This window comes from Bradyrhizobium sp. Ken51 (assembly GCF_055807435.1).
Genome location: NZ_JBVVPB010000003.1, coordinates 154932 through 167849, shown reverse-complemented (window position 1 = coordinate 167849; position 12918 = coordinate 154932). Strand labels below are relative to the sequence as shown.

The following is a 12918-nucleotide window of genomic DNA, read 5'->3' as shown; positions in this document are numbered from 1 at the left end:
CGTGAACGAGCCTTCGCCGTGTCAGACGGTCTTTCATGTCGCGCTGTAACCAAGCCGTGCCCTGCCGCGAATGACGTCAGGCACCGTGTACTGATCCAGCCAGAATTTGCGCAGATCAGGTGAACCGGTTGAAGCGAAGATGGAGCTTGCACCATGTCCGACCTTCCTTTGATCGTCTTCGATGTCAACGAAACGCTACTGGATATCCGGACGGTGGAGCCGGTCTTCAAGCGAGTATTCCAAGATAAAGTCGATGTGCGGCATTGGTTTGCGAACCTCGTGCTGTATTCGCTCGCCCTGACGGCAGCGCGCTCGTATGTGCCGTTTACGGATATCGGCGCCGCCGCATTCAAAATGCTTGCGGATACTCAGGGCGTCAGGCTCGAGCGGGCGGATAGCGATGAATTTCGGCAAAAATTCTCTACGATGCCGCCCTATCCGGAGGTGCCGGGAGCACTGGAGAGCCTGCGCAATGCCGGCTTTCGGCTCTTCACACTGACGAACAACCTGGCCGAGGTTCAAGCTCACCAGCTCGAACGCGGGGGAATCGCGGGGTTTTTTGAAGGGTTGTTCAGTGTGGACAGCGTGAAGCTCTTCAAGCCGTGGCCGCAAACCTACGACCATGTCGCGCGTGAACTGGCGGTCCAGCCGTCGCAGCTCTGCATGGTCGCCTGCCACGCCTGGGACACGCTAGGCGCAGTAGCGGCAGGCTGGAGCGCCGCTTTTGTCAGACGGGCCGACAACGAACTCATGGGAGTTGGTCCTCAGCCGCAAATCATTGGCAGTGATCTCACCGATGTCGCCCAGCAACTCATCGCTCGTTACGCGGCGCGACGCTGACCTTGTCAGGCGTCGGTTCACGAGGACAGGGCAATGAACGCGCTGTTGCATTGAAAGCATCGGCGCACAACTCGCTCGTGCGGGCCTTGATGCGATGCCCGCCTGGTTCCCCGCGCCGGCAAAACCCATACCAAAGTATGGGTCTGTGCATCCCAACCGTGAGATTGTGGAGGAAATCAACTGACCGCATGCTCCAGGCTCAGCTGCGCAACAAGCCTCCGCGGAGCTGCTGGAAAGCTCTTATACGGGGCATCGAACATGCGCCTCTCGCGAACCATTGTCGAACGCCGCGATATCGATAGCCTGGTCGACGGGGAGGCGGCTTGTGCGCCGATCGACCTCGTTGCGATCGCATGCCGGTGATGATTGCGTCTTGCGAGGGTAAGTCAGGTGAAGGTTCCTTTTGTCGGAGTCGTCGATGACGACGAGGCCCTGTGCCTGTCCTTGGTGGATTTGATGCGATCGGTCGGATTTCGTTCTGAACCGTTTGACAGAGCTGAAGCCCTACTGAGCTACACTGAGCTTTCGAGCTTTGATTGCATCATAGCGGACGTTCATATGCCGGGTATGGGCGGGCTAAACCTGGTTCGGGAGCTCCAGCGACAGGAGATAGGATCACCGGTGATCCTCATCACCGGTCTTCCGGACAAGCAGCTGGACGAGGAAGCAAGATCGATCGGCGCATTTTGCCTTATCAGAAAGCCGTTTGAAACGAGCGTCCTGCTCGAGTGTCTCGACAAGAGCTTTCGACGATGAACGCGTTCTCGCAACACGATACTGTAGCAGGCATGTCCGTGCAGTCGCTTGGCAGGCGGCCCCCAAGCAACGTCGCCCGCGCAAGCCTGGATCGGTCCAGCGCGGTATCCGGAGACAGATGGAGAAATCGCTCGCGCCGATGGTCCGAGCTGATGCTCGCTGGGCGCTCGGGAGATCAAGCAGCATATGAGCAATTGCTACGCGAGTTGAATCAGTGGTTGCGCGCCTACTACGCTCGGCGGCTCCCATATTGCGCTGCAGACGACGCAAGGCAGGAGGCGCTTTTGGCCATTCACGCCAAGCGCCACACGTTCGAGCCGTCGAAGCCGTTCGGCGCCTGGGTAGCGGCCATTGCCCGCTACAAGTGGGTCGATCGGGTCCGTGACGCATCGCGCTACAAGGCACTCGCACCAGAGGAAGAGACTGCAATTGAAGACCACGAGAGCGCGGCAATCAGCGTCGTCGCAGTCGACCAGTTGCTGGGCCGACTGAAGCCCGCGCAAGAGAATGTGATCCGCCTCGTCAAGCTGAATGGTTTCAGCATCGCCCGAGCGTCCGGTGCGACCGGCCAGTCAGTCGAACTCGTCAAGATCAATATCCATCGCGGGATGAAAAAACTGGCGGCAATGGTCTCTCGAGACATTGCGAGGCTTTCGGACCAAGACAAAGGTGAGTAGAAATTGAGGTTGTTCCCGCTCCAGAATGAATTGCCATCCGAGATGGCTGACGCGACGATCGCATTCCGCAATGACGTCTTTGAAGGGCTGACTCGAAACCCAAAGGCAATTCCAGCGAGGTGGCTTTATGACCATCGCGGGTCGGCTCTGTTTGAAGCGATCACCCTGTTGCCCGAATACTACCCAACCCGAACCGAGCGCTCGATTCTTGCTTCCGCGCTCCCGGCGATATCTGCCATCGCAGGGCCGGGCCGCGCCCTTGTTGAGTTCGGTTCAGGCTCGTCGGCAAAGACGAGGCTATTGCTGGCAGACATCGAGCCATCGGCCTATGTTCCGATCGATATTTCCGGAGAGTTTCTTCGTGAAACGACGGTAGGCCTGTCGCGTGCGTTTCCAACAATTCCGATCTATCCAACCGAGGCGGACTTTACGCGTCCCTTCGCACTGCCAGAGCAGATTGCGAAGAGTCCCCGCCTTGGCTTCTTTCCCGGTTCGACGATCGGTAATCTGACAGTGCATGCAGCAGTCGATTTGCTGCGGGCCTTGGCCGGGACGTTGGGCGCCGGATCCATGCTGCTCATAGGAATTGATCGTATCAAGAGTCAAGAGATTCTGCTGCCGGCGTATGACGACCCGCAGGGACTCACGGCGGCGTTCAATCTTAACCTCCTGCATCGGATCAACCGCGAGCTGGGTGGCTCGATTCCACTGGGCGCATTTCGTCATGTGGCACGATGGAACGATGCAGAATTTCGCATCGAAATGCATCTGGAGGCGATCCGAGACGTCCGGTTCGATGTTGACGGTCGCGCCTTCTTCTTGGTGAAGGGTGAGACCATCCACACCGAAAACAGCCTCAAGTACGGGCGAGGCGAGGCCTTCATCCTCTTGCAATCTGGGGGATGGAAGCCGGTGGCCGACTGGACGGACGATGCAGGACTCTTCTCTGTCGTTCTAGCGGAGCAAAGACCGCCGCAAGCGGCACCATAGGCCGCCCCAAGGGTCAACAGGAATGATTCAAACAATATAACCTCAATTGCCGCAATCCACGAACAGCAGGATCGGCCGGTGTGCTGCACAATGAGCGAGCATTCACGCGAACTAACTGCACCGAGGTGAGGCTATGCATTTCCGCTCGTCCCTTCTTATCAGCTTCGCTGCGATACCTCTCTCCGCGCTCGCAGACCCAGTCTCCACGCCCCCATCGTCCACTGAACCAGGTATGGCCGAGAGCGTGCATGTGCAGCCGCGCGGCAGCGCTTTTATGCCGAATTCAAAGGCTGTTGAAGCGTTGCAGAGACGCATTACCGATTTTAATCAGAAGCAGCAGGACCTCGATGCGGAGCTCGACAAGAAGTTGAAGATATGTCGCGGATGCTGAACTCCCAACGTCAAGGCAGACGGTAGGTCCGAACATGAGGCGCACTAACACATACTCAGCCAAAACCGAAACTGGATACGCGGGTTATGGGCAGACGGTTCAAATGAGCAGCGACACGCTCGAGCTCGTTGTCAGGGAGTTGCAGCACCGAATGCGCAATCTCCTCAGCGTCGTTCTGTGCTTCGTCGATACGACTGACGCGAACACTGCTTCCGAACTTCGTTTAGCACTTTCGGCTCGAATCGCAGCCCTGTCGAACGCCTATCGGATGATTGAGGGCGCGCAAGAGCGTCAGGTGTTACTTGCATGGCTTCTGGAGCGCACGCTCAGGCCGCACGCGATGTCGCACCGCCACTGCATCCTTCTGTCCGGGCCTGACGTGAGATTGGAGCCGCACATTGCCTTGTCCTTGCACGTCATCTTTCATGAATTGGCTACCAATGCCAGTAAGCACGGAGCGTTGTCGTCAGCTATAGGTGCGGTGAAAATCAGCTGGGATCGCCCGCCCCACCTCGCGGGGCAGGCCCTTGCCATAGAGTGGCGTGAGCGCGGCGGACCAAGTGTTAGAAAGCCGGGACGCGCAGGCTTTGGGACGAAGTTGATCGAGAGGGCCTTGCCGAACGCCGAGGTCGATCTTGACTTCGCGCCCGATGGTCTCGTTTGTCGGTTGCTGGTCGATCTAGACCACGCAACGGCCGGCCCGTACGATGTTGGCTGATCGATGCTCGTTGTTCCTTCCCTTCACCGACCAAAGTCTGTGTAGCGAGGTCCGAAATGAATCCGGCGGGGTCGCCTGCGGTTTCGTGGATGCTCATGGGTATTTTTTGCGCGCGTGCAGAGAAAACTTGCCCGAGGTGCAATGCACCTGTCCGGCGCGCTCAGGACTGCAGGGCAGGCGTTTCCTGCAACCCCATTGGCGCAGTCGTAGCGAAGACCTGCATATCGTCGCTATCGATGAGGACCTTTTCTCTGGAGCGTTCGACCTCGACCGAAATATGTCGCGTCTCGCTGAACGGCTCGCACGGTCACTAGGGCAGCTCGCATGAGCCGGGAAAGCGAGACGAACGAACTTGAGCTGGTCGCGAAGGCATTCCAGGTCATCTCAAGGGAAATCAGTTATCAGGGATTGGCCAAAGCCCTCCTCGCCGAGGCTCTAAGCTACTCCGGTGCGACCTGCGGCGCGATCCTGCTCAGCGGGCAACGGGATATGCTTGCCAAGGCGGATGCGAGCTTCCCTCGCGAGAGAGCAAACTTTCTTGCCTCCTTCCCTCAAAGCGCGCAATTCAATCTACCTGAAGATCTCGCCGAAGAGGTCCTCGGGCGAAAAGAGACGGTGGTGAGGGTTGCCGGAGCTGCGAGCTCGGCGCTAATTGACGCGACGAAGCCATCGTCCGGCAAGATAGCTCAATTATGCCTGCCGCTGGTTCATCAGAATTGGGCGATCGGCGTAATCTATCTCGAGTCCGACGACGATGTAGCTATCTTTACGCCTCAGCGCGTGCGGGTGATCTCGATGTTGGCCAGTCAAGCCGCCATTTCGTTCGAATCGGTTCGACTGTTCGAGGCACTACGCGAGACCAACATGTGGATGGTCAGAGGTCAGCAGATAGGCGGCATGGGTAGCTATCGCTGGAATACGAGGACTCTCCTCTCCCGGGGATCGCGCGAGTGTTACCGCATTCTGGATCTTGATCTGGATGTAAATCCCGTGCCATTCGAAATGTTCATAAGTCGAATCCATCCGGAAGATTATCCTGCGTTAGAGCGGGCGCTTAGCGAGGCGATCAGCACCAAATCGCCATTTGCTCACGAATATCGCGTCATTCATAGGGACGGAAAATCCTTGCACGTAGTCGCTGTTGGGCAATTCGACGAGGGGCCAACGGGAGATTTGGAGCTCGAGGGCATCATCACTGACATCTCACAGCGGAAGGCGGCGGAGCAGGCGCTTGCAGACGCGCGGAATGAGCTTGCGCGTGCGTCGGGTCTGACCTCGCTCGGTGAACTCGCTGGCTCCATCATTCACGAGATCGATCAACCTCTGACGGGTATACTCACAAGCGCCGAGGCTTGCGCGCGGTGGCTCGATAGGGATCCCGCTGAGGCCGCGGAAGCGCGAAAATCGATTGCACGCATTATCAGGCAGGCGCGCCGAACCGCAGATGTGGTGACAGGGGTCAGGTCCCTGGTACGAGGCGCCCAGGTTCGCTTTGCAGAATTCGATATCAACGACGCGGTTGCGGAGGTCCTTCTCCTTTCAAAGCGAGAGATCGAGCGAGCTGGTGTCGTCGTACGTACGGATTTCGACCGGCCGGCGCCTCGTCTCGAGGCGGATCGAGTTCAGATCCAGCAGGTCGCTCTTAATCTTATGCGTAACGCTATCGAGGCGATGACCGAAGTAGGAGAGGGGAACCGCATTTTGACCATCTCATCGTGGATCGGTGATGATATGATCTCGGTTGCGATCGCGGATACGGGTGCGGGTGTCGATCCGGCCGATAGAGATCGGGTCTTTGAGACTCTCTATACGACGAAGGGAGCTGGGCTCGGTCTGGGGCTGTCGATCTGCCGGAAGATAGTCAGGCTCCACGGAGGGAAGCTATGGGTGGAAGAAAACGGGAGGTGCGGAGCGAAGTTCACGTTCAGTCTCCCGCGCCGCCAAGCAGTTCGGTCGTCGAGAATCCAGTAGACGTGTCTCAATCCGGGATCGTCCATATTGTTGACGATGACCGCGCTGTCCGCGAGTCGCTCGGAGATCTCCTCGAATCACTGAATTACAAGGTCGCGCTATATGGTTCTGCAGCGGACTTTTTGAAGGTCGAGTTATCGGATGCGCCGGCGTGTCTGGTGCTTGACGTCAGATTGCCCGGAACGAGCGGTCTTGAGTTGCAGGAATACCTAACGAAGATCAATGTCGGCATCCCGGTGATCCTGATGACCGCTTTTGGCGATATCCCTATGTCGGTCAGAGGCATGAAGCTGGGCGCGGTCGATTTCCTCACCAAGCCGATACGAGACCAGGATCTTCTGGATGCCGTCACCGCCGCGATTCGAAAAGATATCGATCGACGCGACGACAGTGCACATATTGCGCAATTGCAGGAAAAGTTCTCGCTGCTGACCACTCGCGAGCGGCAGGTGATGACGCTTGTGACATCCGGGTTGATGAACAAGCAGGTCGCCAACGAACTCTCTATCAGTGAGGCTACGGTCAAGATGCACCGCGGAAGCGTCATGCGCAAGCTGGGAGCGAGAACGGCGGCGATGCTCGTTCGAATGGCTGAGGCGCTTCAACTCCAGCGATAGAGCGTTGTGCTAGACAAGCAGCCGATGCTGAAGCCGCCGGCGCGACTCCTGCCCCGGCACCCATACCTAGGTATGGGCTGAGCCCGCACAACCGCGAGATTGCTGACAGGGCGGTTGAACAGCATGCTCTCCCTGTGAGGTGCTTCCAGTGATTGGCAGCACACCTGACCGGAGAAGCGATGCCGCCTTTGCAGCTTGCGGCTTCAACATCTGCGAACAGGCAACCAAGCATCCCCTCGGCACCGAAGTTCGTTGATGAGCGAACACTGCCATCCGGAGCACAAGGTAGGGCGACGACGATGGGAATGAACTTAGCAATTCGAAGTGAGAGCAAGCAACGAGGCGCAGTCTCAGCTTCGCCGGCGCGATCAGTGGGCGAAGTGCGGTTGGTCAAGTGTTCCACAGTCGCCCTCGATTCAAGAGTTAGCATAACTCCTGCCGATCCGGTGACGCGACTTGAGATGGGTCGGCGTTGGTGGGTTTCGGAGAGTGTTCACTTGCCTTGCGGCAACAGGGCGGAATTTCGCTTTCAGGGGTCGAGGCATCTTCTCGCACTCTACAACGAAGGCGCCGGGAAAAGAGGGGAGGCATCCGTCGACGGTGTATGTCGCTCGAAGCTGCGCGGTTCCAACCGCCTTCTAACGTTCGTCCCGGCGGGACGCGCTTACCGGGAATGGCATGAAGCGGCTTCTTTTACAGAGGTGACATTTCTCTACTTCGATCCCGCTGCCCTTCGCCTATCAGAGGCCACTGACGCTCAGTTTTCACCGAGGGTGTACTTCGAGGATGCGCTCGTTTGGCAAACTGCCTTCAAGTTGAAGAAGGCAATAGAAAGCTGCGGAACGGAGTGCGCACCCTATCTCGAAGCCCTCTGCGGCGTGCTCGCCCACGAGCTTTCCATGCCGGATAGCGACGTGATTCGCGAGCCGACACCCATCAGTCGTGGCGGATTGGCAGGCTGGCAGAAGCGTGTCGTCGTCGAGTACGTGGAAGAGCATTTGGGAGAGCAGGTCTGCCTGCTCAAGCTTGCCGAGCTCGCCAGGCTGAGTGTTCACCACTTTTGCCGAGCGTTCAAAAGGTCTTTCGGGATCCCGGCCTATCAATACCAGGTGCTTCGACGCATGGAGTTCGCAAAATTGCGATTGGCTGATCGCGCGGCCTCGATCACTGACATTGCGCTCAGTCTCGGCTATGCGCAAACGAGCTCCTTTAGCTCGGCCTTTCGAAAAGCAACGGGTTGGACGCCTACCGACTATCGCAGGGAGCTCAAATGAAGCGAATCGCCGAGAGGCTTGTAACCAGGGCATTGCGACCCGCGAAATAGTCGGGCGCGCCCGGGGCGCCCGCCCTTGGATGATCATTTTGGCCTTCTGGCAACCGCACGGGCGTTGAAGGGCGAGCAGAAAGGACTGCGGATGACAAGCATTCGATATCGCAAAGCTGACGTGGACGGACTGAACATATTCTATCGCGAGGCCGGGCCGGCCGACGCGCCGGTCCTGCTGCTGCTGCACGGCTTTCCGACAGCTGGCCATATGTTCCGTGACCTGATCCCCGCCCTGTCAAGTCGCTTCCGGGTTGTGGCGCCGGACTTGCCCGGATTTGGGCAGTCCGACATGCCCGGCCGAGCAAGCTTCACATACACATTCGCCGCGTTGGCGCAGGTGATCGAGCGGTTCACTGAAGTCGTCGGGCTCGCTCGCTTCTCGCTCTACGTCTTTGACTATGGTGCGCCGACGGGCTTGCGGATGGCCGTCCGCCATCCCGAACGCATCGTTTCCATTATCTCGCAGAACGGAAACGCTTACGAAGAGGGGCTGAGCGATGGATGGGATCCAATCAGAGCCTACTGGACGAATCCATCAAAAGAGAACCGGGAGGCGCTACGTGTGTTGCTTTCTCCGGAGACCACGGCCTGGCAGTACACTCACGGGGTACCGAATACTTCCCTCGTCTCCCCCGATGGATACACCTTGGACAATCACTATCTCGCGCGTCCCGGTGCCGACGAGATACAGCTCGATCTGTTCGCGGACTACAAAACAAACGTCGCCAGGTATCCAGAATTTCAAGCTTACTTCCGGAAGCATCAGCCTCCCTTTCTCGCTGTCTGGGGCAAGAACGATCCGTTCTTCCTACCAGCGGGCGCACACGCATTTCAGCGCGACATCGCAAACGCGGAGGTGCGCTTCTTCGATACGGGCCATTTTGCCCTCGAAACTCATGCAACGGAGATCGCGGCCGCGATCGGCGGGTTTCTTTTGCGGCAAACGTCGGGCGCGTGAACGAATGCACTTGTAGCAGCGAGCGCCAGGAAAAAGATGATGCGCGCTATCGTCCTTGAAAAATTCGGCGGCTTGGACAGCCTGGTCTATCGGGATGTTCCTGAACCGGAGCCGTCGCACGGTCACGCCGTCATCCAAGTAAAGGGATTCGGCATTAACCACGCGGAGATGCACATGCGCCGAGGCGAATGGGTCGACGCGGCGCCTATCAGTGGAATTGAATGCGTGGGCCTCGTGAAGTCGTGTCCGGGCGGCGAATTCCCTGTCGGAGCGAGGGTGGCCGCGCTGATGGGCGGCCTCGGCCGGACGATTAATGGAAGTTATGCCGAGTATGCGCGGGCTCCGGTCTCGAACGTCGCCCTGTTTGATTCGAAGTTGCCCTGGGCAGAGCTCGCAGCCATACCAGAGACCTTTGCGACGGCATGGACATGTCTCTTCCGCAACCTGGCCCTTCGCAGGGGGGAGCTTCTCGTCATCCGGGGCGCGACATCTTCGTTTGGTCAAGCCGCGCTCAAACTCGCGGTCAATGCCGGCGCGCGAGTCATTGCTACGACCCGCAGTCGGGAGCGCTTTGCCATGCTGGAGAAACTTGGCGCGACCCGTTGCGAAATTGAACGGCGCGATCTCTCACATCATCTTCCCGAAGCGAAGCAGGTAGATGCTGTTCTGGATCTCGTCGGCAACACTGTCGCCCTCGATTCGCTCGGCCTGCTCCGCCGCGGAGGCCGATCATGTCTTGCGGGCTGGCTGGGTGGACTTGATCCGATTGTCGATTTCAACCCGCTATTGCAGATGGCAAGCGGGGTCTATCTGACCTTCTTCGGCAGCTTCGTATTCGGGACGCCCGGGTTTCCTCTCTCCGACGTACCTCTGGGAGAAATTGCCGCCGACGCCGCGGCTGGGCGGCTCGATGTCAAGCCAACCCGGATATTCCGGTTCGACGAGATCCACGAGGCGCATCGCGTCATGGAAGCGAACGAGGCGATCGGAAAGATGGTCGTCGTGATCGAGTGATGGGGATCTTCTATGTCAAGGACAGTTGCTATCGTTACGGGCGCAAGCCAGGGCATCGGCCGCGCAACTGCGGTGCGCCTGACACGCGATTTTTCGGCCATTGTTGTCGTTGCACGAAATCGTTCCAATCTGGAGGACACTGCAACGATGGTGAGGGCTGTCGGTGCAGAGGCTCTGGTGCTCGAGGCCGATCTGTCCGAACCTCGCGCTGCGAAAGCTGTTGTCGATCAGACTCTGGCTCTCTTTGGCCGCATCGATGCTCTCCTCAATATTGCAGGCGCGGTGCCACAGGTCGACTTGTTCGAGACGACCGACGTACAGTGGGAAGCCGGACTGGCGTTGAAGCTGCACGGCGCTCGGCGGCTCACCATCGCCGCTTGGCCGTCGCTGATGGCAACCAAGGGTGCCGTGGTGTTGATGTCTGGAAACTCCGCCCTGTTCCCAAAAGCGCCCTATGCCGCGGTAGGCACCATCAATGCCGCGATTGTCGCCCTGGCAAAGGCGTTTTCCGACAAGGGAATTAGCGATGGGGTGCAAGTTAACAGCGTTCTGCCCGGCCCGGTGATGACGGGGCGTCGCCGCTCTTATCTCGAGCATTGGGCGGCTTCTCATAACATGACGGTCGAGGAAGCGACCACGAAGTTCCCCAGGGATGCCGGCATCGCGCGTTACGGTGAGCCGGAAGAGATCGCTGAATTGATGGCGTTTCTGGTATCGCCCGGCGCCCGTTGGATGACCGGGGCGGCCTTACGAATGGATGGCGGCGAGGTGAAATCGATTTGAGCTCGGTGCGGGCTCTCGAGCGCGCAAATCAGGCGCCGACTAAGCTTGGAAGGCCTGATGCCATTCGGCCGCAGATAGCGTGTGGGCCGGCTTTTGCGCCGACCGCTTCGCAGTCGCGCCAAAAATATGGAACCAGGCCTAGCGTTCAGAAGCGTAGGTGCCGCACCCCGCTCAGCTCAAGCAGGTGTCCTTCTCGGGTGCGCGCTGATTTGATCAGCTCGTTTCCACAATTGGAGCACCTTACGATCGCCTCCGAGCGCCCTCCGCTTGCGACAAGAGAGCCAAGGCCGACCATCGTATAGCATGCGCCGCACTGAACTTTCGTCAGGGTGATGTCAAATGCGAAAGGCTCCTGCAGTAGATGTGTAGCTGGGTCACCGCCGATGATGAGATCAGAGATAGTGTCGAACATGGGACAATTATTCTCCTGATGGTCCAAAACGTTCAGTTTTGATGGCGAGCGGATCGAAGCCGAGCTTCACAAGCTTGCTTGAGATGCTCTCAACAAACCCTGTGGGGCCGCAGACAAAGAACAAGGGGTTTTCTTCGCGCGCAAAGCTGCTCTCCGCGAGCAGGAGTTGGTCAATCCGCCCTCTGTGGCCGCGCCAGTTGCGAGGACACGCGCGAGTAAGAGCATAAACCAGCCGCAGGTCAGCATCGCCGTCGGACATCGCATCGAGTTCATCTCGGTAAATGATGTCGTCCAGGCTGCGAGCCGAATAGATCAACGATGCAGGTATGGGGTCGCACGATGCTCTGCGGTGACGCAACATGGCCATAAGCGGCGTAACCCCGCTGCCGCCCGCAACGAGACATAGCGGGCGATTGGCCGTTTGATTCCAGATAAAGTGGCCGCCGATCGGTCCGCGAAACTCGAGAGCGTCACCAATCTGCAGTTCATCGAGCAGATAGGAGGAAACCTCGCCGTCCTCGATCCGCTCCACGGTGAGGGTAATGAGGTGTTCCGCCGGAGGCGACGCGATCGAGTAGCTTCGTTCAGCCCGATAGCCGTCGTCGGCCGTGAGGCGAATGTCGACGTGTTGTCCAGGCCAGTGCCCGGGCCAACGGGTGGGCTGCAGGGCGATGCTCTTCACCCGGCTTGTTTCGGCCACGATAGCCTGCACACGTCCGATCTGCCATTCGATCCTAGACCGCAACTGAGGCGCGTCAATCGCCATCATATCGCTGCTCCCTCCAGGGATCGCCGTAGTTGTGATAGCCACGCGACTCCCAGAACCCCGGCTCGTCTGTGGGCATGAAGCGCAGTCTCCGGAGCCACTTTGCGCTCTTCCAAAAATAGAGATGAGGAACAAGAAGCCGCGCAGGGCCTCCATGAGCCGGAGCGAGCGGCAAATCCTCATAGCGGGTCGCAATCATTGCTCTTCCGCCGATCAGGTCGGCAATGGGAAGGTTCGTTGTGTACCCGTCGTCACAATGCGCCATGACAAAGGCATTGGGTGGTTCGTCCAGTCCAACCACCTTCAAAAGGTCGTCGAACGTGACACCCTGCCAAACCGTGTTGAGCTTCGTCCATTTCGTGACGCAGTGAATGTCAGTTTTGATCGTGGTCTGGGGCAGTGCTTCGAATTCGTCCCAGGTCCACCTGCCAAGCAACGTTCCGCCAAGTTGAAGCGCAATTTTCCAGTCGGCGACACGGATGTCCGGCGTCGGTCCGGCGGAGAGCACGGGGAAGTCGGTCGTCAGATACTGCCCGGGCGGCAACTCGGCCGCCCCGAAAGTCTGGCGTTTTGATCTGAAGCCACGGGAAACAATAGGCTGGTCCATGGATGCGTGCCCTTATGTCTGACGCGCAGTAGTCCGGACGCGATATCGGCGTGCCGTGTACCCCGCTCCAACGCAGATGCACCTCGGTTGA

The 12918-nt window shown here is 58.6% G+C and carries 15 protein-coding genes; 12 read left to right on the top strand and 3 right to left on the bottom strand.

The window, feature by feature from the left end:
• The first annotated feature begins 153 nt into the window (after positions 1-153).
• From AC0L27_RS07835 to AC0L27_RS07780, 12 genes are all read left to right on the top strand, one after another.
• Complete coding sequence (locus tag AC0L27_RS07835; protein ID WP_473318517.1) at positions 154-840, top strand: haloacid dehalogenase type II; 687 nt, start codon at positions 154-156, stop codon at positions 838-840.
• Positions 841-1230: 390 nt separating this feature from the next.
• Positions 1231-1596 carry a response regulator transcription factor gene (locus AC0L27_RS07830; RefSeq protein ID WP_473318516.1) on the top strand — a complete coding sequence of 122 codons (366 nt, stop codon included), beginning with the start codon at positions 1231-1233 and terminating at the stop codon, positions 1594-1596.
• Positions 1593-2273, top strand: a complete 681-nt coding sequence (locus AC0L27_RS07825; RefSeq protein WP_473318515.1) for a sigma-70 family RNA polymerase sigma factor — start codon at positions 1593-1595, stop codon at positions 2271-2273. The genes AC0L27_RS07830 and AC0L27_RS07825 overlap by 4 nt, the downstream gene beginning before the upstream one ends.
• 9 nt (positions 2274-2282) lie before the next feature.
• The gene (gene egtD / locus AC0L27_RS07820; RefSeq protein WP_473318513.1) at positions 2283-3263 is read left to right on the top strand and encodes an L-histidine N(alpha)-methyltransferase; all 981 of its coding nucleotides are present in this window, start codon (positions 2283-2285) and stop codon (positions 3261-3263) included.
• A 232-nt stretch (positions 3264-3495) separates the two neighbouring features.
• Positions 3496-3654, top strand: a complete 159-nt coding sequence (locus AC0L27_RS07815) for a hypothetical protein (RefSeq protein WP_473318512.1) — start codon at positions 3496-3498, stop codon at positions 3652-3654.
• A 103-nt stretch (positions 3655-3757) separates the two neighbouring features.
• On the top strand, positions 3758-4372 hold the full coding sequence (locus AC0L27_RS07810) for an HWE histidine kinase domain-containing protein (protein WP_473318510.1): 615 nt from the start codon (positions 3758-3760) through the stop codon (positions 4370-4372).
• A gap of 324 nt (positions 4373-4696) precedes the next feature.
• Positions 4697-6343 carry an ATP-binding protein gene (locus tag AC0L27_RS07805; protein ID WP_473318509.1) on the top strand — a complete coding sequence of 549 codons (1647 nt, stop codon included), beginning with the start codon at positions 4697-4699 and terminating at the stop codon, positions 6341-6343.
• Positions 6344-6345: 2 nt separating this feature from the next.
• The gene (locus AC0L27_RS07800) at positions 6346-6960 is read left to right on the top strand and encodes a response regulator transcription factor (protein ID WP_473318508.1); all 615 of its coding nucleotides are present in this window, start codon (positions 6346-6348) and stop codon (positions 6958-6960) included.
• A gap of 701 nt (positions 6961-7661) precedes the next feature.
• The gene (locus AC0L27_RS07795) at positions 7662-8234 is read left to right on the top strand and encodes an AraC family transcriptional regulator (protein ID WP_473318507.1); all 573 of its coding nucleotides are present in this window, start codon (positions 7662-7664) and stop codon (positions 8232-8234) included.
• Positions 8235-8375: 141 nt separating this feature from the next.
• Positions 8376-9245: an alpha/beta fold hydrolase gene (locus AC0L27_RS07790; protein WP_473318709.1), complete on the top strand. Its 870-nt coding sequence runs from the start codon at positions 8376-8378 to the stop codon at positions 9243-9245.
• A gap of 36 nt (positions 9246-9281) precedes the next feature.
• The gene (locus AC0L27_RS07785) at positions 9282-10259 is read left to right on the top strand and encodes a zinc-binding alcohol dehydrogenase family protein (protein WP_473318505.1); all 978 of its coding nucleotides are present in this window, start codon (positions 9282-9284) and stop codon (positions 10257-10259) included.
• Between the two features lie 12 nt (positions 10260-10271).
• Complete coding sequence (locus tag AC0L27_RS07780; RefSeq protein WP_473318504.1) at positions 10272-11042, top strand: SDR family oxidoreductase; 771 nt, start codon at positions 10272-10274, stop codon at positions 11040-11042.
• A 145-nt stretch (positions 11043-11187) separates the two neighbouring features.
• Here AC0L27_RS07780 and AC0L27_RS07775 read toward each other — a convergent pair whose 3' ends face one another.
• The 3 genes from AC0L27_RS07775 to AC0L27_RS07765 are packed head-to-tail and all read right to left on the bottom strand — an operon-like array spanning position 11188 to position 12815.
• Positions 11188-11454, bottom strand: a complete 267-nt coding sequence (locus tag AC0L27_RS07775; RefSeq protein ID WP_473318502.1) for a DUF6510 family protein — start codon at positions 11452-11454, stop codon at positions 11188-11190.
• A gap of 7 nt (positions 11455-11461) precedes the next feature.
• The gene (locus AC0L27_RS07770) at positions 11462-12223 is read right to left on the bottom strand and encodes a ferredoxin reductase (RefSeq protein WP_473318501.1); all 762 of its coding nucleotides are present in this window, start codon (positions 12221-12223) and stop codon (positions 11462-11464) included.
• On the bottom strand, positions 12210-12815 hold the full coding sequence (locus AC0L27_RS07765; protein ID WP_473318706.1) for a sulfite oxidase-like oxidoreductase: 606 nt from the start codon (positions 12813-12815) through the stop codon (positions 12210-12212). The genes AC0L27_RS07770 and AC0L27_RS07765 overlap by 14 nt, the downstream gene beginning before the upstream one ends.
• Positions 12816-12918 lie beyond the last annotated feature (103 nt).